The organism is Nocardioides sp. Z13_37 (assembly GCF_058355585.1).
Window position 1 is genome coordinate 89,085 of sequence record NZ_JBZGDV010000002.1, and the last position, 19,726, is coordinate 108,810.

The following is a 19,726-nucleotide window of genomic DNA, read 5'->3' on the forward strand; positions in this document are numbered from 1 at the left end:
GGGGTCGGTGTGTTCCGTCTTCCGTCCGATCGGAGTGGGCGCGGAGACGGACGTCGGCCAGCGCACCCGGACGGGCAGAACGATCAGGTTAGCAAGACTGGCGCAAAAGTGCAGGCCCGCGCTCAGCGGGGGCGGGGCTGGCCGGGCGCGGTGCAGCCGAGCTTCTCGACCGAGGTCGCCCGGCGCTCGGTGCGGATCACGACCTCGTTGACGCCGTCGACGGGGGTGAAGGCCAGCTCGCCGACAGCGGTCTTGTCGACCGCCAGCGCGCGTACGCGGCAGGTCGCCTGCACGTCGTCCGCGAGCTCGACGTCGACCCGTGCCCGCACCTCGTGGTCGCCGGTCACCTCGAAGGTGACGACGTCGGAGCGGACCTCGGGGCTGCCGTGGAACCACGCGGCCCAGCCCAGCCAGGTGAGCCCGACGACCGCCAGGACGGCCGTCAGCGCGATGGCGGCGGGTCGTCCCCAGCGGGCCGGCGCGCCGTACCGCTCGCTGTGGTCGGTGAGGTCGGTGGTCACGCACAGAAGGGTAAGTCCCCCCTCCTAGACTCCTCGCATGGCCCAGCCCTCCGCCGACCGGCACCCCCGCGAGACGCCCCGCGCCGGCCTCCGACTCATGCACGTGCACGCCCACCCCGACGACGAGTCGAGCAAGGGCGCGGCGTCGACGGCGAAGTACGTCGCGGAGGGCGTCGACGTCCACGTCGTCACCTGCACCGGCGGGGAGCGCGGCTCGGTCCTCAACGCCAAGATGGACCGCCCCGAGGTCTGGGAGAACATCACCGAGATCCGCCGCGAGGAGATGCACCGCGCCCGCGACATCCTCGGCATCCGGCAGGACTGGCTCGGCTTCGTCGACTCCGGCTGGCCCGAGGGCGACCCGCCGCCCCCGCTGCCCGAGGGCTGCTTCGCGCTGGTGCCGCTCGAGGAGGCGACCGAGCGGCTGGTGCGCCTGATCCGCGAGTTCCGCCCCCACGTGATGACGACGTACGACGAGCGCGGCGGCTACCCCCACCCCGACCACATCCGCTGCCACGAGGTCTCCGTGGCCGCCCACCGCGCGGCCGGCGACCCGGACCGGTTCCCCGACGCGGGCGAGCCGTGGCAGCCGATGAAGCTGTACTACCACCACGGCTGGAGCTGGGCGAAGACCAACGCCCTGCACGAGGCGATGCTCGCCCACGGCCTCGAGTCGCCCTACGCCGAGCGGCTGGCCACGTGGACGCGCGAGCCCGACTGGGACGAACGCATCACCACGCGGGTGCCGTGCGGCGACTACTTCGGCGTGCGCGACCAGGCCCTGCTCGCCCACGCCACGCAGATCGACCCCGACGGCATGTGGTTCGCGATCCCGCGCGAGATCCAGCAGACCGTCTGGCCCACCGAGGACTACGAGCTGGTCGAGTCGACGGTCGAGACCTCGCTGCCCGAGGACGACCTCTTCGCGGGGATCCCGACACCCGCTCGCTAGGGGGAAGGTGGGACACTGGGGGCATGCTCGACCTGCTGATCGTCCTCCTCGAAGACCCCACCCCCGAGCCGACCGAGGTCAAGGCCGGCCCGCTGGGCTTCGCGGTGTGGATCTTCATGATCCTCGCGGTCGTCGTCATCGCGTTCAGCCTGGTCAAGCAGCTGCGCAAGGCGCAGGCGGCCAAGGACGCCGGCGTCTACGGCGACGAGCCCGCCCAGCGTGACGAGACGACCGACTCGACCCGCACCACCGACGAGCGCTAACCGGCCCGCCGGCTCGGCAGCCACCAGTTCCACCGCCCGAGCAGCGTCATCGACGACGGCAGGAGCAGGCCGCGCACGACGGTCACGTCGAGCAGCACGGCGACGCTCATGCCCACGCCGATCTCCTTCACCGCGACGAGCTCGCCCATCGCGAAGCCGAGGAAGACGATGCCGATCGCGACGGCGGCGAGGGTGACGACAGGCCCCGAGGCCGTGATGCCCTCCAGCACCGCGCGGTCGTTGACCGCGCGCGGGTCGACGTGGCGGGCGCGCCGGCGCGTGGAGCGATCCGCGGCGGCCGCGCCCCACGCCTCGCGGATCCGGGCGACCAGGAACACGTGGTAGTCCATGGACAGCCCGAACGCGAACATGAACAGCAGCAGGGGAGTGGTGACGTCGAGCGCCCCCCACGGCTCGAAGCCGAGCAGGGAGGAGCCCCATCCCCACTGGAAGACGGCGACGACCACGCCGAGGGTGGCGCACAGCGAGAGCAGGTTGAGCAGCACGGCTTTGACCGGCACGACCACGGAGCGGGTCAGGCGCCCCAGCAGGAGCGCCGTGAGCAGCACGACCACCACGATGGCCAGCGGCGCGCGCTCGGCGAGGGCGTCGCGGGTGTCGACGAGCTCGGCGGTCGGGCCGCCGACGAGGACGTCCGACCCGAGGTCGGCCGCCCGGAGCCGCCGGACCAGGTCCTGGGCGGGCGGCCCGTCGTAGTCGCCGGCCTCGTCGGGCTCCGGCTCGACGAGCACCTGGCTGAGGTCGCCGGGCACCGGGTCGAGCAGCATCACGTCGGCCACGCCGGGCAGGCCGACGATGCGGGCCATCGCGTCGGCCGTCTCCTGGGAGGTGTAGGGCTCGTCGACCAGCACCGTGACCGGTGTCGCGACCTGCTCGGGAAAGCCGCTCTCGATCGCCGACTGGACCTGCCGCGGCTCGCTGTCGGCGGGCAGTGAGCGGGCGTCGGAGTTGCGCAGGTCGAGCGACAGCAGGGGCGTGCTGAGCAGGAGCAGGAGGGCCGTGCCGCCCAGCAGGACCGGCCACGGTCGCGCCAGCGCGAGCCGGGCCAGCCGCGGCAGCAGGGCGTGGGCGCTGGGGGTGCCGCCGAGCACCCGACGCGGTGCCGGGGCGGGGATCCGCGTGTGGGCGACAGCGACCAGCGCGGGGGCGAGGGTGAGCCCCGCCAGGGTGGCCGTCGCGACGGCGACCAGGCCGCCGACGGCCATGGGGGACAGCACCGGGTCGCCGACCAGCAGCAGGCCCGCCAGCGCCGTGCCGACGGTCAGCCCGGAGACGAGCACGGTGCGTCCTGCGGTGGCGAGCGTGGTGCCGAGCAGGTCGGCGGTGCCCGTGCGACCGGGCGCCGCGGCCCGCTCCTCGCGGAAGCGGCCGAGCACCAGCAGCGCGTAGTCGACGGCCAGTCCCAGGCCCAGCAGCGTGACGACGTTGACGGCGTACTCGCTGACCATGCTCACCCGGGCCAGCCCGGCGAGCGCCAGCAGCGAGACCGCGACCGCGCCGAGCGCGGTGACCACGGGGAGGACGCCGACCACGAGACCGCCCAGGGCGAGCGCCAGCACGACCAGCAGCACCAGCACCGCGACGCCCTCGCCCCGCGCGGCGTCCTGGATCGCCTGCTCGGCGAAGGCCTCCTCGGCGAGCAGCGGACCGCCCACGAGCACCGTCGGCATGGCGACCTGTCGCAGCGTGGCCGCCACTCGCTCGACCGCCTCGCGGGCGCGTTCGTCGTCGACCGTGGGATCGATCTCCACGGTGACGACGGTGCCGCTGCGGTCGGGTGCGACGAGGTCCTGGGCCCCGGTGGTCCACGGGTCGCGCACCTCGACGACGTCGGGCAGGTCGCGCACGTCGTGCAGGACCCGGCTGGCCTGGTCGATGAGGTCGATGCCGTAGATGTCGGCCCCGGACAGCACGGCGACCACCAGCTCGCCCTCCGGGTCGTCGACCGCGAGGCGCCGCTCGAGCTGGGCGGACTCGGCGTCGGCTCGCAGCGGATCGGGGGTCTGCGCCACGTCGAAGACCGATCCCCCGAGGACCGCGCCGGCGACGACGAGGACCGCCCACGCTGCGAGGACGGGACGTCGCCACCGGTGGAGCAGCCGTCCGAGGTCCGCGAGCACGAGCGCGACTGTAGCCACCCTCCTCTCTTTTGGCGATTGACAGTCAAAAGTTGTTCACAAAGTGTCGGATGCGCCCTAGGGTGAGCGACGTCACAACCGACCCGACGTGCGTCGTGCCGTCGGGGTCCCAGGAGGTCCCGGTGTCGAAGTCCCCCGTGCTCCACCCGCGCCCGCGTGCCGCCCGCACCGGGTCGCGTCGCCGTTCCCGCTGGGGCGCCGGCGCCCTGGCCGTCGCGGTGGCCGCCAGCCTCGCGGCGGCGATGCCGAGCGCGTCGGCGGTGCCGCCGGGCGACGAGGCGGGGGTCACGATGCGGGCCTTCCAGCTCGGCCAGCCCATCTCCGAGCTGTGCACGCTCAAGTCGGGGCAGACCCCCAACGTCGACCAGCTCAAGCCGGTCGTCGACTGGGCCACCCCCGCCGACTTCGGCGGCCTGCAGGACAACTTCGTCGTCGAAGTGCTGGCCAACCTCACCATCGAGCAGGCGGGGACCTACGAGTTCCGCCTCGTCAGCGACGACGGCTCCGAGCTGATCATCGGCGACCAGGTCGTCGTCGACCACGACGGCATGCACGGCGACACGGCCAAGGACGGCTCGATCACCCTCGGCGCCGGGGTCCACCCGCTGCGCGTCAACTACTTCGAGGCCGGTGGCGGCGAGCGCCTCACGCTGTCGTGGCGCAAGCCCGGCGACCCCGGCTTCACCGTCGTCCCGACATCCGCCCTCAGCACCGAGGCCAACGTGACCCGGGTGACGGCACCCGGCTTCAAGTACTGCGAGGGCCAGAGCGACTCCGCCGGCGACGGGCTCCAGCTCGACGGCCTCAACCCCGCCTACGACCTCGTCGACCTGCGCCCCGCCGGCTTCGAGCCGCAGGTCACCGGCCTGGAGTGGGACGGAGACGACCTGCTCGTCCTCACGTGGGGCGGCAACGGCAACGACCAGGGCAACGTCGAGCTCGGCGAGCTCTGGCGCCTCGAGGGCGTCGAGGACGCGACCTCCCCCGCCGACGTCACCCGCACCCGGATCGCCGGCGAGCTCAAGGAGCCGCAGGGCATCAAGGTCGTCGACGGCGACATCTACGTCTCGGAGAAGACCGGCCTGGTCAAGCTCACCGGCGAGGACCCCCAGGGCGTCTTCCAGACCCGGGAGCAGATCGCGGAGTACCCGTTCGACGGCAACTTCCACGAGTTCGGCTTCGGGATGCTCTACCGCGACGGCAAGTTCCACGTGAACCTGTCGGTGTCGATCAACCTCGGCGGCGCCACCACGGTGCCCCAGGGCTCGTACGACCGCGGCACGCACATCACGATCGACAAGGAGACCGGCGCGATCGACTTCGTCGCCGGCGGCCTCCGCACCCCGCACGGCATGGGCTGGGGTGCCGACGGCGAGATCTTCGTGACCGACAACCAGGGCGGCTGGCTGCCCGCGTCCAAGCTCATCGAGATCAAGCCGGGCGAGTTCTACAACCACTTCACGACCGAGCCGGACGGCAGCCCGGGCCGCTTCGACGACCAGCCGGTGACCAAGCCGGTGCTGTGGATGCCGCAGAACGAGATCGCCAACTCCCCGAGCACGCCCATCGTCGTGGAGGAGGGTCCCTACGCCGGCCAGATGTTCATCGGCGACGTGACCTACGGCGGCCTGCAGCGCGCCGACCTGGAGAAGGTCGACGGCCGCTACCAGGGCGCGCTGTTCCGGATGACCCAGGGCCTCGAGGCCGGCGTCAGCCGTGTCCTCGCCGCCCCGGACGGATCGCTCATCGTCGGCGGCCTCGGCGCCGGCGGCAACTGGGGCCAGACCGGCAAGCTGCGCTACGGCCTGCAGAAGCTCGACCTCAGCGGTGACGTGCCCTTCGACATGGAGTCGATGGACGTCGTCGAGGGCGGCTTCGAGATCACCTACACCGAGCCGCTGTCGGCCGAGACCCTGACCGACCTCGCGTCGAAGTACCGCCTCGAGCAGTGGCGCTACCGCGCCACCGCGCAGTACGGCGGCCCCAAGCTCGACGAGGAGACCCTCGAGGTCACCAGCGCGACGGCCAGCGACGACGGCCGCACCGTCACACTCCAGGTCGAGGGCATGAAGCCCGACCGCGTCGTGCACCTGCGCTCGCCCCGCCCGTTCGACTCGGCGTCGGGCGAGACGCTGTGGAGCACCGAGGCCTGGTACACGCTCAACAGCTATCCCGGCTACGTCGAGCCGCCGCCGACGCCCGCGCCGTTCGGCCTCTACGAGCTCGAGGACGGCGAGCTGTCCGGCTCCGCCCGGATCGACACCGAGCACGCCGGCTACAGCGGCAGCGGCTTCGTGGCGGGCATGGGCGAGGACGGTGCAGGCTCCGAGGTGCAGGTGGTCGTCGACGAGGCCGGCACCTACGACCTCACGATCGGCTACGCCAACGGCCCCAACCCGTTCGAGGGCGCCAAGTCGCTGAGCCTCTACCTCGGCGACGAGCGCACCGAGCTGACCCTGCCCTCGACGGGCACGTGGAAGACGTGGGGGTCGATCACCCGGCGCATCGAGCTGCCGGCCGGGCCCACGAGCCTCAGGCTGGTCCGCGACCCCGGCGACGACGGGCACGTCAACCTCGACTACGCCCAGGTCCTCGAGCCCACGTCGCGGCGCTACGAGGCAGAGACCGCGGACAGGTCAGGCGGCGCCAACGTGCAGGACGAGCACGCCGGGTTCAGCGGCAGCGGCTACGTCGGCGGGCTCGAGGCGCCCGGCGCCACGGTCACCTTCACCGTCGACGCCGAGGAGGCCGGCCAGCACCCCCTGACCATGGGGTACGCCAACGGCCCGCACCCCTCGCCGGGCCTCACCAAGACGCTGGAGCTCTCCGTCAACGACGGCCCGGTGGAGGCGGTCACCTTCGCCAACACCGGCGCCTGGAACGCGTGGGGCACCGCGACGGACACCGTCGAGCTCGACGAGGGCGCCAACACCCTCTCGTACACCGTTCCCGCCGCGGGCGGGCCGACCGACGGTCGCGTCAACCTCGACTACCTCGACGTCGGGCAGCCCGGCGAGGTCTGCGACCCCGAGGCCGAGGTCGCGTCCGACGACGAGTTCGACGGCGACCGGCTCGACGCCTGCCGCTGGACCACGATCCGCAACCGCACCCCCGGCGGGCTCGAGGTCTCCGGTGGCCGGCTGAGGATCAACGCGCAGGCCGGCGACCTGTCCGGTGGCGCGGTCGACGCCAGGAACGTGGTGCTGCAGGACGCTCCCGCCGACGGCCCCTGGGCCGCCACGACGCAGCTCACGATGACGGGCACCGACGACTACCTCCAGGGCGGCCTGGTCGCCTGGACCGACGCCGACAACTACGCCAAGTTCGTCGCGATGGAGACGCCCGACGGCGACTGGGTGCTCGAGCTCGGCCGCCGGATCAACGGCGAGATGGTCTACACCAACGCCGACCTGCCCGACGGTGCCGCTCCCGACGACCTGCAGCTGCAGATGGTCTCGACCGGCAGCGCCATCCAGGCGCGGTGGTCGACCGACCAGGGCGCGACCTGGTCGTCGATGGGCGCCGGCTACCCGGCCACCGGGCTGGTCGAGCCCAAGATCGGCGTCGCCGCCTACAACGGCACCGGCCGCCAGGTCGGCGCGTTCGACTGGTTCCGCGTGACGAGCGACCCGGTCGTCGAGCCGGACACCTGCGAGCCGACGGCGGCCGACCCCGGCTACCGGACGCTCTTCGACGGCACCGCCGAGAGCCTCGAGGACTGGAACATGGCCGGACCCGGCCTGTTCACCCGCGAGGCCGACTGCTCGCTGATGACCCACGGTGGTCTCGGGCTGCTGTGGCACTCCGAGCCGCTCGAGGGCGACTACTCGCTGCAGCTGGACTGGAAGCTGGTCAAGGACGACAACGGCGGCGTCTTCGTCGGGTTCCCCGACCCGGGCAACGACCCGTGGGTCGCGGTCGACCGTGGCTACGAGATCCAGATCGACGCGACGGACGACCCCGACAGCACCACCGGCGCGATCTACAACTTCCAGTCCGCCGACCTGGCGGCGCGCGACGCCGCGCTCAAGCCGGTGGGCCAGTGGAACCACTACGAGATCAGGGTCGAGGGGAAGCGGATCCGGATCTACCTCAACGACGTGCTGGTCAACGACTTCACCAGCACCGCCCCCGACCGGCTGCAGTGGCCGTCGTACGTCGGCCTGCAGAACCACGGAGGCGGGGAGAACGTCCACTACCGCGACGTCCAGGTCAAGGAGTACGCCGACCCGGAGAACGTGCCGGCGACGGTGACGGTCACCGCCCCGGACCGGGTCACGACCGGCCAGAAGGCCACGGTCGAGGTCGAGGTGAGCTCGGCCGCGCAGGAGGTGCCGACGGGGGAGGTGGTGCTGTCGGTCGGCGGCACCGACCTGCCCGCCGCGGAGCTCGAGGACGGCACGGCGACCTTCACGGTCGGCCCGTTCGCCGACGCCGGCACGGTCGAGCTGGTGGCCGACTACGCCGGCGACGTGGCCACCGACGCGGCCCGGGGGAGCCGTCGGCTCGAGGTGGTGCGGTCGACCCCGCCCGTGCCGCCCGTCCCGCCCGCGGCCGAACCCTCGGTCGTGGTGAAGAAGGGTGGCAAGGTCGACGCGACGCGCGACCGTCGCCGGGCCAGGATGGTGCTGAGCTGCGGCTCGGTCGCCTGTGAGGGCAAGGTGGTGCTGCGCACCCGCGGCGCGAAGGGCAAGCGCCTCGGCGCCGGCGGGTTCGGCCTCGACGCCCGCGACAAGGGCACCGTCACGATCACGCTGACCAAGCGGGCGCGTGCGCTCCTGGGCAGGAAGGCGACGGTGAAGGCCGTGCTGGTCGTCCGACACGAGGACGGCTTCGCGCAGCGCGTGAAGGTGCGCCTCACGCGCTGACCGGTCCCGGGTGGTCAGGCGCGGATCAGCGCCTGACCACCCGCACCAGGCAGTCCCACGCCGTACGCCGCTCCTCGCCGCCGTGGCCGTCGGCCGCCGCGACCTCGCGTGCGACGCGCTCGGCGCGCAGGACCTGGACATCGGAGCCGGCGAGGTCGGCCACGACGTCCTGCCCCGTCATCAGCACCGACGGGTCCTGGGGTCCCCCGGTCCCGTCGGCCAGGTTGGTCGAGTCGTGGGCGACCAGCAGGAACGTCCCGCCGGACCGCAGCATCCCCACCGCGTTGAGCACGGCCCGCCGCCGGTCGGCGGCCGGGACCTGGAGGTAGGCGACGACCACGAGGTCGACCGGGGTGGGCGGCTGCCACGTCGTCGCGTCGGCACAGACCCACGTGACGTCGAGGTCGCCGGCCAGGCGCGCGCCCTTGTCGAGGGCGACCTGCGAGAAGTCGACAGCGGTGGCCGACCAGCCGCGCGACGCGAGCCAGATCGCGTTGCGACCCTCACCGGCCCCGAGGTCCACCGCGGTGCCGGGCGGCAGGTCGGCGAGCTCGGCGGCCACGAACCGGTTGGGCTCACGCGACCACACCAGCTCGCTCGCGGCGTACCGCTCGTCCCACGCATGTGCGTCCATGTCCAGCAGGGTAGGCCCGCCTGCCGCCGGCCCCGACGGTTCATCAAGGTATGTCGCTGGACCCGCACTTCCCACGGTGAGCTCACCCAGGGAAGTGCCGGTTGGTCTGCATACCTTGATGAACCAGCGGCGGCTGCGGGTCAGCGAGCGAGCCAGGCGCCGGCCCGCATCACCCGGACGACCTCGAGCTCGGGGTCGAGCACGACGAGGTCGGCGCGCCGACCCGGGAGCAGGGCGCCGACGTCGTCGAGCCCCCACGTCGCGGCCGGCGTGGTGCTGGCAGCGAGTACGACGTCGAGCAGCGGCAGCCCGGCGGTGCGTACGGCGAACCGGAGCGCCGCGTCCATGGTGAGTGTCGAGCCGGCGATCGCCCCGTCGCCGTTCCCGGACGCCAGCCGCGCGACGCCGGCGCGCACCTCGATGTCCATGGGGCCGAGGCGGTAGTCGCCGTCAGACGCACCAGCGGCACCCATCGCGTCGGTGACGAGGACGCAGCGCCCTGGCGCCGCCGCGAAGGCGGTGCGCAGGACGGCGGGGTGCAGGTGGACCCCGTCGGCGATCAGCTCGACGGCGGCGGTGGAGTCGAGGAGCGCCCCGACTGTGCCCGGCTCGCGGTGGTGGAGCGGTCGCATGGCGTTGAAGAGGTGGGTGCCGAGGCGTGCACCCGCGTCGAGGGCGGCACGCGCCTGGTCGTACGTCGCGTCGGTGTGGCCGATCGCGACCACCACTCCCGCCGCGTCCAGCCGGCGCACGGCGTCGAGTCCGCCGGGCAGCTCGGGGGCGAGGGTGACCATCCGGACGGCGCCGTCGCCGGCGGCCAGCAGGGAGTCGACCGCTGCCGGGTCGGGGTGGGCAAGCGCTCCCGGCTGGTGGGCGCCCGAGCGCCGTGGGCTCAGCCATGGGCCCTCGAGGTGGATCCCGGCGAGCCGGCCGTCGTCGACCAGCCGGGCCAGCTCGCGCACGGCGGTCGCCATCCGGTCGAGGGTGTCGGTGACGAGGCTGGCGGCCATCGACGTCGTGCCGTGGGCGAGGTGGGTGGCGGCCACGACGTCTGCGGCGTCCGCAGTGCCTGTGTCGAAGGAGGCGGCGCCGCCGCCGTGCACGTGCAGGTCGACGAAGCCGGGGACGACGGTGACGTCGCCGAGGTCCACGGTGGCGCGGCCGTCGGGTGGCCGTGGTGGCGGGCACTCGCCGACCCCGACGATGCGGTCGCTGTCGAGCTGGAGCCACCCGGGCGAGAGTATTCGCGCCGGGGTGACCACGCGTGCTGCCGTGAGGATCATCCGCATCCGAGCCTCGGAAGGGCCTCGGGCTCACGGGACGGCTGCTGATGGTGTGAGGTCACGAGCCGGGGTCCGGGCCCGCCGAGGCTCATGTGGATCTGGTGGCGGTCCGAGGGCACGAGGCGGCGGCGCATGTCCTCGGAGAACGAGGGGAGGTGCAGCGTGCTCTCGATGGGCGGAAGGGCGAGGAACGTGCCCTTGCCGTGGATCGTGGTGAGCAGGCCGCCCGCGACGAGGCTGTCGATCGCCTTGCGGACCGTGGCGTGGGAGACGTCGTCGGTCGCCACCAGGTCGCGCCCCGACGCGATGGCGGTGTCCGGGCCGAGCTCCGTAGTCGCCAGCTCGGCCAGCACGTCGCTGAGCTGCGCGTGCACGGGCCGGGGGCGGTCGTCGATCCCGCGTGGCATCTCGGCCCACCTCCCACTGGTACGTACCAGTGGAGGACGGTGGCACACCGTTCCCGGGGGGTGTCAATCCTCGTGTGGGTTGTCGAGCGCACCCAGCAGGCGGGCCAGACCCGGCGGCTCGGTGCTGCCGAGCTCGCCGGCCACGATGCGTCGGAGCGTGTCGACGTCGCCCAGGACCAGGGACGTCATCGCGAGCACGTCCAGGTGCCGTGCGACCTCTGCCGGGTCGTCAGCGTCCATGAGGGCACGCGCCGCCGCGGGGCGCAGGTCGGCCGCGTAGGACTCCAGCGTGCGTCGGGCGACGACGGCGGCGAGCGCCCGGTCGGCACCGCCCGTGTCGTCGTCCTTGCTCCCGGCCATGAGGCCGTGCGCCCGATCGAGGTCGCCGCCATCGAGCGCTGCGACGACCAGCCGCTCGAGCGCGACGCGGCGCGGATCGCCCTGGAACGCGACGTGCTCGGACTCGCCGCCGGCGGCGAGGCGCAGGTCGGTCTCGACCGCATCGGGGTCGCGCAGCCGGGCGCCGTCGCGAGCGCGGTAGAAGTGGTCCTTGGGTCGCCCGTCGCCCGCGGCGATGACCCGGTCCAGGATGGCCAGGTTGCGGTGCAGCCGGTCCTCACCGGCGGCGCCGCCATAGCCCGCGTGCAGGACGTCGCAGTCGAGGTCGACCTCCACCAGCGTCCCCGACCGCGTCGCGAGCTCCTCATGCACCGCCCCGCGGTAGCGCACGTCGCCGTCTGCCCGGAAGACGCGGCCGATCCGCGCGGGCGCACCTGTCTCGCCGTCCCAGACGCGCAGCGACGCGGCCAGCCGGCGGGAACGGGGGTGTGCCGAGAGGTGCTCGAGCGCGAGGCTCAGGCGTGCGGCGCTGCTCGGGAGCAGCACTTCGTCGGCGTCGACGAAGACGATCCAGCCGTGACCGACCACCGCGGCGGCGTGGTTGCGGGCGGCGGCGAAGTCGTGACGCCACGCGAAGCTCGTGATCTCGACCTCGGGCGGCCAGGTGCCCTCGGGCTCGTGTCGCGCCAGGTGACCGTCTCCGGTGTGCACCACCAGCCGCGTCGCCGAGCTGGGCAGCGACGCCAGGCAGCGACGCAGGCCGGGTCCGTCCTCGGGCGCCAGGATCACGTAGGTCACCTGCAGCGGTGGCGAGGGCCGGTCGTCGCGTCGGGTGGTGCCGACTGCGGCGGCCCGTCGCAGTGCGTCCGGCCGGACGATGGTGGTCAGTACCTCGATCCGGTCGAGGAGCCGCGCACGTTCACGCTCGTCGCGGACGCTCGCCAGACGGGCGTGGACCGCGGGCAGGTCCCATGCGTCGACGTCGTTCACGATACCCGCATCTCGACCATGCGCGAGACCAGCGACTCCAGCGACTCGCTGTGCGACACCAGCAGCACGGCATCGCACAGTCCGCTGTCCGCGATCCGCCCGACCACCTCTCGCTGGGTCTCCACGTCCAGCATGCGCGTCGCCTCGTCGAGGACCAGCAGGGTCGGGCGCCCCGCCAGAGCGCGGGCGATGCCGAGCCGCTGCGCCTCGCCCCCGGAGAGCCGGACGTGCGGCGGCCCGATGGGTGTGGCGTAACCGAGCGGCAGGCGTGCGGCGAGCGTGTCGAGGCCGACCGCCGCGCAGATGTCGTCGATCCGAGGGACGTCTCGCCCGAGGGCGATGTTGCCGAGGAGGGTGTCGGCCGTGACCGACACCGAGTCGGGCACGTAACCGACGTGTCGCTCCCACGCGGGCGACTCGACGTCATGCATGGCAGCTCCGTCGATCCACACCTCACCGGTCCACTCGTCCTCCATCCCGGCCAGCACCCGGCAGACGGTGGACTTGCCGGAGCCGTTCGGGCCCCGCAGGCCCACCACCTCGCCGCTGTCGATCCACAGCTCGGGGAGCAGCGCGAGCCGCGCCCCTGACGAGCGGACCTCGAGGTCGCGCACGTGGACCACGTGCGGTGCGGTGCGGCCCGGCGTCGTCCCGACCGGCGGAAGGTCGCGGGAGGTCTCGGCCCCTCGTGCGGTCGCGAACGAGATCTCCTCGATGCGTTCGGCGCTGACCGTCGCGCGCTGCACGTCCTGCTGCAGGCCGACCAGCGTGAACGCCGCGGTGCTCATCATCGGCAGCAGTACGGCCAGCGACGCCAGCGAGCCGAGGCTGAGGGCTCCCGACTGCACCTGCAGCCCGGCGACGACCATGCACGACACGAGGATCACGGTGCCGGCGAGGGCGGCACCGGTCTCGAGCAGCGACGAGGTGAGGAACACGCGCCGGGTCCGCTCGATGAGACCGTCGAACGCGGCTGCCAGCCGCGGCGTCTGGTAGCTGCGCCAAGCGCTCCCGCGGTTGGACACCGACCCCTCGACCATCTCCACCATCGCCTGGGTGAGCTGGCTCTCGGCGGCGGCCGAGCGTCGCTGCAGCCCCTCGATGCGGCGCCCTCCCCACCAGCGAGCCCCGGCGACCACCGCCACTCCTGCCGTGCACAGCACGGCGAGCAGCGGGCTCTGGAGGGCGAGCACGAGCCCCGCGCCCAGGAACGTGATGGCGCTGAGGACACCGGACAGCAGCGAGTCGTGCACGAACGACCGCATCTCCGACAGGTCCGAGAAGCGCGCCATCAAGTCGCCGGGGGAGTAGGACCGGAAGGCGGTGCCCCGCAGCGACACGATCGTGTCGGCGTAGCTGACCGCGAGGTCGCGCTCCATGCCTACCGAGCTGGTGAACGCCTTGCGCATGGAGGCGTAGCTCGCGGCTGTGCCGAGGGCCGACACGGCCACGGTGGCGCCGCCGAGGACCACCAGCGCGCCGGGACGGGCCGACCCGGTCGAGACCAGGTCGATGAGCACGCGCACGAACTGTGACACCGCGAGCCCGGCGATCGTGGCAACCACGGACAGGAGCGCGATGACCACCAACCGTCGCCGGGCACCGCTCAGCAGTCGGGCGAGGATGGACGCCCCGGACGGATCCGAGGCGATCTCCTCGGTGCCAGCGGGCTCGACGGTCATGAGGTAGCCCGACGTGGCCAGGAGGTTCTGGCGCACCCAGGACTGGCTGTCGGCGGGGTCGGAGCAGCGCACCCTCCTGCCGATGCGCCGGTCGACGGTGACGAAGTGACCGCCGGCCTGGTCGAGGTGCACCACGGCAGGGAAGTAGGACCGGCTGACCTCTGCGAGGCGCTCGAACTCGAAGCACCGTGCGGTGAAGCCGTTGGCTGCCGCCACCTCCTGCAGCTCGAGCAGCGACATGGCGGTGTTGGACCTGCCGTAGAGCTGCCACAGCCGCCCCACCGATCGCCGCACGCCGTAGCAGCTCATGGCGGAGGAGAGCGCGGCGACACCGCAGTCGGTGGCGACGCGCTGCTGCACGTGGTGTGCCTTGTGCAGCCTCCGCGGACGCCCGCCGGCGCTCGGCGGACCGGTGACGGCGGTGCGGGCCGGGGAGCTCTCGTCGGCCTCGGGGTCTGCTGGGACCTGAGCCTCGGCGACGAGTGAGGGCGTGCCGCGGTGCCGTGTCATCGCACGTCCTTCCCGGCGCCGTGCAGCTGGTGGGCCAGGGCGTGGCTGTCCTCGCCCATCAGCTCCGTCAGCGCAAGCAGTGCGTCGAGGGCGCGGCTCGCGATGTCGTCCTCCGGGTCGGCGGCCACGGGCACGGCCAGCAGCAGCTGGGCGATGGCGGATCGGGTGCGGGGCAGCTCGGTGTCGTGCAGCAGGTGGAGTGCTCGCGCCTTCAGCACCAGCTCCTCGAGGCCCGGCTCGATGTCGCCGTGCTCCTCGAGCCGGGCGAGGAGCGCCACGGGTCCCCGGGACAGCAGCTCGTTGACCAGGGACGACAACAGCGCACTGTGGTGCTCCCGCTCGGTGAGGGAACGGTCGGCGAGTGCCGCCGACAGGTGGCGCGCGCGATCGCGATGTTGGTGCTCCCGGGTCAGCTCCCGTGCGAGCGCGAGGTGCGCCCGTCCGGCATCGGGCTCGCGAGTGAGCCAGTCAGCGATGATCCTCCGATTGCGCTCGGCTCGGCCGTCGTCGTCGCGGGCGTAGCCGTCGTGGGCGATGGTCGCGTCGAGCGCGACGTCGAGGAGCGTGTCGCGCGGGTCGGTGGGCACGAGGTCCTCGTGCAGGGGGGCTGCCCAGCGCACGCCGCCAGCGGCGCGCACCATCCGAGGCAGGAAAGGCGTCACCCCGGCGGTCCTGTCGAGCAGTGCGACACCGCACCGCATCCGGTCGCGTGCGGGGTGGCGCTCCAGCAGCCCGGCGGCCGCGACCAGCCGCGAGGCGTGCCCGGGCAGCAGGAACTCGTCCGCGTCGACGTAGGCCACCCAGCCGGGCGCGGCGAGGTCGAGAGCGGCATTGCGCGCCGCAGAGAAGTCGTCGGTCCATGCGCGGACCACGACCCGGGCGCGCGGTCGCACCTCTGCGACGATCTCGCGCGTGCGGTCCCGCGACTCGCTGTCGAGGACGAGGATCGCGGCGTCGGCAGGGATGCTGCGCAGGCAGCGCGCCACGGTCTCCTCGGCGTCGCGGGTCAGGACCACGAACGTGAGGGCGGTCGACCCGGCGGCGGGGCCGGGCGTCTCGCCGGCGAAGGCGGGGTCGAGGAGCGTGGTGGCTCGCACGACCGCCAGCGCCTCACTGTCGTCGTCCGTCGCGTCGAAGACGTCGTAGGACCCCACCGGCACCTCCTCGAGCAGGAACGGCCCGGGTGGCCGCGCGAAGCACGGCCACCCGGGTTGAGCTGGTCACGACGCCCTGGCTACTGGCACACGCACGTTCCGCACGTCTGGCGGGGCGGGGTGGGCTTGGAGTGGTCGATGGCGTAGGCCGTCATCCTCCCCATCCAGGCCGTGGACCCGATCCCGGTCAGTCCGACGGAGCCACACTTCGGCCCGTAGCGGTAGTACCAGTTGCGGAGGTCGTCGATCCAGCTCCCTCCACGAATCGTGCTCAGCTTGTCCTTGTCGATGATTTCCTGAAGCAGGAACTCGCGCGACGACATCTGCATCACTCTTTTCGTGTTGGCTCGTCGAAGGGGAGTTCCTCCGACGACACCCACCTGCCCGGTCGGACGACCGCGACCGGCGGATGCATGGACGACCATGCCCGCCTCCGCCCGACTCGAAACGCCGACAGGCAGCGTGGCACGCCCCTCGCCCGCGGCGAGCGGGATCGGTACGCCTGGTACGGACCGGTTGAGGCCCACGGTCCACCTCGCCCGACGGCCCACCGAGGGACACCGATGAGCAGCACGTGGGCCACGCGGATGGCGTCCGAGATCGCCGGGCAGGCGGGCGCGGGGTCGCCGACGACGAGGCGTCTGCCCTCGGCGTACCCGCTGGAAATCGTTATCGACAACGATTGACACCGCGGCGATCGCTCGGGCACGCTGCACGAGTGTGATCCACGTCATAGGCGGCGGGGTCGGAGAGGATCGATCGAGATGCGAAAGCAGACACGAGTCGCGGCGCTGGCCCTGCTGTGCGCCGGGACCACGCTGACGGCAGCCTGCGGCGCCGACGACAGCACGGCAGACGGGGACGACAACACCATCACGTGGTGGCACAACTCCAACAACGAGCCGGGCAAGGGCTTCTACGAGAAGGTGGCCTCCGACTTCGAGGACGACAACCCGGGCGTCACCGTCGAGGTCACCGCGATGGCCCACGAGGACATGGTCGACAAGCTCGCCGCCGCCTTCCAGAGCGGCGACCTCCCCGACGTCTACATGGAGCGCGGTGGCGGGGAGCTCGCCGCCCACGTCGACGCGGGCCTCACCCGTGACCTGACCGAGGACGCCGCCGAGGAGATCGAGGCCATCGGCGGCTCGGTCGCCGGGTGGCAGGTCGACGGCCGCACCTACGCGCTTCCCTTCTCCCTCGGCGTGGTCGGCGTCTGGTACGACACCGAGCAGTTCAAAGAGGCCGGCGTCACCCCGCCCACGACCATGGCGGAGTGGGAGCAGGTCAACGCCGACCTCGAGGCCGCCGGGATGGCGCCCCTCTCCCTCGGCGCGGGTGACAAGTGGCCCGCCGCCCACTACTGGTACTACGCCGCCGTGCGCACCTGCAGCGAGGACGTGCTGACCCAGGCGGTCGCCGACCTCGACTTCTCCGATCCCTGCTTCGTCGAGGCCGGCGAGGTCGTCGAGGACTTCGTCGCCACCGAGCCGTTCAACAAGGGCTTCCTGGCGACCCCGGCGCAGGAGGGTGCCAACTCGGCCTCCGGCCTGCTCGCCACCGGCAAGGTCGCCAGCGAGATGCAGGGCCACTGGGAGCCCGGCGTCATGCAGGGCCTCACCGACGACGGCAAGGGGCTCGGCGACCGGACCGGCTGGTTCCCGTTCCCCGCGGTCGAGGGCGGTGCCGGCGACCCGGCCGCGGCCCTCGGCGGCGGTGACGCGTGGGCCGTCGCGGAGGGGTCGCCCGACGCCGCCGTCGACCTGGTCACCTACCTGCTGAGCGAGGAGGTGCAGCGGGGGTTCGCCGAGAACGACATGGGCCTGCCGACGGTGCCCGCCGCGACCGACGCGGTCAGCGACCCGGTCCTCGCCGACCTGATCGAGGTCCGCGACAGCGCGCCCTACGTCCAGCTCTACTTCGACACCGCGTTCGGCGAGTCCGTGGGCGGTGCGATGAACGACGCGATCGCGCTCATGTTCGCCGGCAAGGCCACGCCGCAGGACGTCGTCGACGCCATGCAGCAGGCCGCCGACGACCAGGGCTGAGCCGCGAAGACTCCCAGGAAGACTCGCAGGAAGACTCCCAGGAAGACTCCGTGACCCTGCCTTCACTGACCGCCGCCCCGGATCTGGGGACCGGCGACCCCGCCCCGGGGGAGCGGACCGACATGGTGCGGTCGGCCCGCTCCCGGGGCGGGCCCCGACCCACCGCGCGCCAGCGGCTGGAGATCGTCGTCTTCGTCGCGCCCGCCCTGGTGCTGCTCGGCCTGTTCGTCGCGTGGCCGGTGCTCTCGGCGGTGCGGATGTCGCTCTACCGGTGGCGCGGGTTCGGGCCGATGGACGACTTCGTCGGCCTGGCCAACTACCGTCGGGTGCTGACCGACGAGGTCTTCACCCAGGCGGTGACCCACAACCTGGTCATCGTGGTGCTCAGCATCGCCATCCAGCTGCCGCTGGGGCTCGGGGTCGCGCTGCTGCTCAACCGGAGGATGCGCGGGCGCGGGCTGGTGCGCACCCTCATCTTCGTCCCCTACGTCCTCGCCGAGGTGATCGCCGGCGTCATCTGGTTCCAGCTGATGATCCCCGACACCGGGGTGGTCGACGGGGTGCTCCGCGGAGTCGGCGTCGTCCCGCCGGAGCAGGGCTTCCTCGGCACCCCGGGGCTGGCGTTGTGGGCGGTCGTGGCCGTGCTCACGTGGAAGTACCTCGGGCTGGCGATCCTGCTGCTCCTCGCCGGGCTCCAGTCGGTGCCGGAGGAGGTCTACGAGGCGGCGCAGCTCGACGGCGCCTCGTGGTGGCAGACCCAGTGGCGCGTCGTCGTGCCGCTGATGGGCCCGACCATCCGCACCTGGTGCTTCCTGTCGATGATCGGCTCGCTCCAGCTCTTCGACATGGTCTGGGTGCTGACCGGCGGCGGGCCGGCCAACGCCACCACGACCATGGCGACCTACCTCGTCACCCAGGGCACCCAGCGCGGCAACTACGGCATCGCCGGTGCCGCCTCCGTCGTCCTGTTCGTCATCGGCGTGGCCATGGCCGCGCTCTACCAACGTCTCGTGCTGCGGCGCGACACCCGAGACCTGAGGTGAGCGCCGTGACCCCTCCCCGTGCCGCCAGTCGCGCCGTCCCCCGCGCGATCGGCCGCGCCAACCCCGCCGTCTACGTCATCGCGCTCGCCGTCGTGGCCCTGAGCGTCGGACCGGTCGTCTACGGTGCCCTCAACGGCTTCCGGTCCAACGAGCAGCTCGCCAGCAACCCGGCCGGCCTGCCCAGCCCGTGGCGCCTCGACAACTACACCGCGGTGCTCACCAACCCCGACTTCTGGCGCTACGCCACCAACTCGCTGGTGGTCGCGGGCCTGACCACCCTCATCGCGGTCGGCGCCGGGGTGATGGCGGCCTACCCGCTGGCCCGCTACGAGTTCCGGCTGCGCGAGCCGCTGTTCATGGTGTTCGTGCTCGGCCTGCTCTTCCCCCTCGCCACCGCGATCATCCCGCTCTCGATCCTGATCAGCCGCGACCTGCAGCTGTCGAACACCTGGTGGGGCGTGGCCCTGCCGCAGGCGGCGTTCGCGCTGCCGGTGACGGTCGTGATCCTGCGCCCCTTCCTGATGGCGCTGCCGCGCGAGCTCGAGGAGGCGGCCCTGATCGACGGCGCCTCCCGGGTCGGCGTCTTCTGGCGGATCGCCCTGCCGCTCAGCCTGCCCGCCCTGGTCACCGTCGGCGTCCTGGCCTTCGTGATGTCCTGGAACTCCTACCTGCTGCCGCTGCTGCTGCTGCAGGGCGAGATGCGTACGCTCCCACTCGGCGTCGCCGACTACTCCACCCAGTACTCCGCCGACACGGCCGGCGTGCTGGCCTTCACGACGGTGGCGGCGCTGCCCGCACTCATACTCTTCCTGGCCCTCCAGGGCCGGATCGTGAACGGGCTGCAGGGTGCGGTGAAGGGCTGATGAGGATGGT

The 19,726-nt window shown here is 72.6% G+C and carries 15 protein-coding genes; 6 read left to right on the top strand and 9 right to left on the bottom strand.

Annotated elements, in window-relative coordinates; translation table 11 throughout:
* Positions 1 to 122: 122 nt before the first annotated feature.
* Positions 123 to 521 carry a DUF4307 domain-containing protein gene (locus AC4H2S_RS05370; RefSeq protein ID WP_491495937.1) on the bottom strand — a complete coding sequence of 133 codons (399 nt, stop codon included), beginning with the start codon at positions 519 to 521 and terminating at the stop codon, positions 123 to 125.
* Positions 522 to 558: 37 nt separating this feature from the next.
* Here AC4H2S_RS05370 and mca point away from each other — a divergent pair, with 37 nt between their 5' ends.
* The gene (gene mca / locus AC4H2S_RS05375; protein ID WP_491495938.1) at positions 559 to 1,473 is read left to right on the top strand and encodes a mycothiol conjugate amidase Mca; all 915 of its coding nucleotides are present in this window, start codon (positions 559 to 561) and stop codon (positions 1,471 to 1,473) included.
* A 23-nt stretch (positions 1,474 to 1,496) separates the two neighbouring features.
* On the top strand, positions 1,497 to 1,736 hold the full coding sequence (locus AC4H2S_RS05380) for a hypothetical protein (protein ID WP_491495939.1): 240 nt from the start codon (positions 1,497 to 1,499) through the stop codon (positions 1,734 to 1,736).
* On the opposite strand, the gene AC4H2S_RS05385 is transcribed toward AC4H2S_RS05380, so the two are convergent.
* Entirely contained in the window at positions 1,733 to 3,877 is a 2,145-nt protein-coding gene (locus tag AC4H2S_RS05385) for an MMPL family transporter (RefSeq protein WP_491495940.1), read from the bottom strand. The genes AC4H2S_RS05380 and AC4H2S_RS05385 overlap by 4 nt on opposite strands.
* A 140-nt stretch (positions 3,878 to 4,017) precedes the next feature.
* Between AC4H2S_RS05385 and AC4H2S_RS05390 the strand changes: the two genes are divergently transcribed.
* The gene (locus tag AC4H2S_RS05390; RefSeq protein ID WP_491495941.1) at positions 4,018 to 8,763 is read left to right on the top strand and encodes a 3-keto-alpha-glucoside-1,2-lyase-like domain-containing protein; all 4,746 of its coding nucleotides are present in this window, start codon (positions 4,018 to 4,020) and stop codon (positions 8,761 to 8,763) included.
* A 25-nt stretch (positions 8,764 to 8,788) separates the two neighbouring features.
* On the opposite strand, the gene AC4H2S_RS05395 is transcribed toward AC4H2S_RS05390, so the two are convergent.
* From AC4H2S_RS05395 to AC4H2S_RS05425, 7 genes are all read right to left on the bottom strand, one after another.
* The gene (locus AC4H2S_RS05395) at positions 8,789 to 9,397 is read right to left on the bottom strand and encodes a class I SAM-dependent methyltransferase (protein ID WP_491495942.1); all 609 of its coding nucleotides are present in this window, start codon (positions 9,395 to 9,397) and stop codon (positions 8,789 to 8,791) included.
* Positions 9,398 to 9,537: 140 nt separating this feature from the next.
* Entirely contained in the window at positions 9,538 to 10,680 is a 1,143-nt protein-coding gene (gene nagA / locus AC4H2S_RS05400; RefSeq protein ID WP_491495943.1) for an N-acetylglucosamine-6-phosphate deacetylase, read from the bottom strand.
* A complete protein-coding gene (locus AC4H2S_RS05405; RefSeq protein WP_491495944.1) occupies positions 10,677 to 11,087 on the bottom strand; it encodes a GntR family transcriptional regulator in 411 nt (136 codons plus the stop codon). The genes nagA and AC4H2S_RS05405 overlap by 4 nt, the downstream gene beginning before the upstream one ends.
* Before the next feature lie 63 nt (positions 11,088 to 11,150).
* Positions 11,151 to 12,416, bottom strand: coding sequence for a glycosyltransferase family protein (locus AC4H2S_RS05410; protein WP_491495945.1), 1,266 nt, complete (start codon positions 12,414 to 12,416; stop codon positions 11,151 to 11,153).
* On the bottom strand, positions 12,413 to 14,608 hold the full coding sequence (locus AC4H2S_RS05415) for a peptidase domain-containing ABC transporter (RefSeq protein ID WP_491495946.1): 2,196 nt from the start codon (positions 14,606 to 14,608) through the stop codon (positions 12,413 to 12,415). The genes AC4H2S_RS05410 and AC4H2S_RS05415 overlap by 4 nt, the downstream gene beginning before the upstream one ends.
* On the bottom strand, positions 14,605 to 15,762 hold the full coding sequence (locus tag AC4H2S_RS05420; protein ID WP_491495947.1) for a glycosyltransferase: 1,158 nt from the start codon (positions 15,760 to 15,762) through the stop codon (positions 14,605 to 14,607). Before AC4H2S_RS05420 ends, AC4H2S_RS05415 begins: the two co-directional genes overlap by 4 nt.
* Positions 15,763 to 15,842: 80 nt before the next feature.
* Positions 15,843 to 16,085 (bottom strand): hypothetical protein, encoded by a 243-nt coding sequence (locus AC4H2S_RS05425; RefSeq protein ID WP_491495948.1) that lies wholly within the window; start codon positions 16,083 to 16,085, stop codon positions 15,843 to 15,845.
* A 441-nt stretch (positions 16,086 to 16,526) separates the two neighbouring features.
* On the opposite strand from AC4H2S_RS05425, the gene AC4H2S_RS05430 reads away from it, so the two are divergent.
* The 3 genes from AC4H2S_RS05430 to AC4H2S_RS05440 are packed head-to-tail and all read left to right on the top strand — an operon-like array spanning position 16,527 to position 19,716.
* Entirely contained in the window at positions 16,527 to 17,810 is a 1,284-nt protein-coding gene (locus AC4H2S_RS05430; RefSeq protein ID WP_491495949.1) for an ABC transporter substrate-binding protein, read from the top strand.
* 50 nt (positions 17,811 to 17,860) lie between these two features.
* On the top strand, positions 17,861 to 18,853 hold the full coding sequence (locus AC4H2S_RS05435) for a carbohydrate ABC transporter permease (RefSeq protein ID WP_491495950.1): 993 nt from the start codon (positions 17,861 to 17,863) through the stop codon (positions 18,851 to 18,853).
* Between the two features lie 5 nt (positions 18,854 to 18,858).
* A complete protein-coding gene (locus AC4H2S_RS05440) occupies positions 18,859 to 19,716 on the top strand; it encodes a carbohydrate ABC transporter permease (protein ID WP_491495951.1) in 858 nt (285 codons plus the stop codon).
* The last annotated feature ends 10 nt before the right edge of the window (positions 19,717 to 19,726 follow it).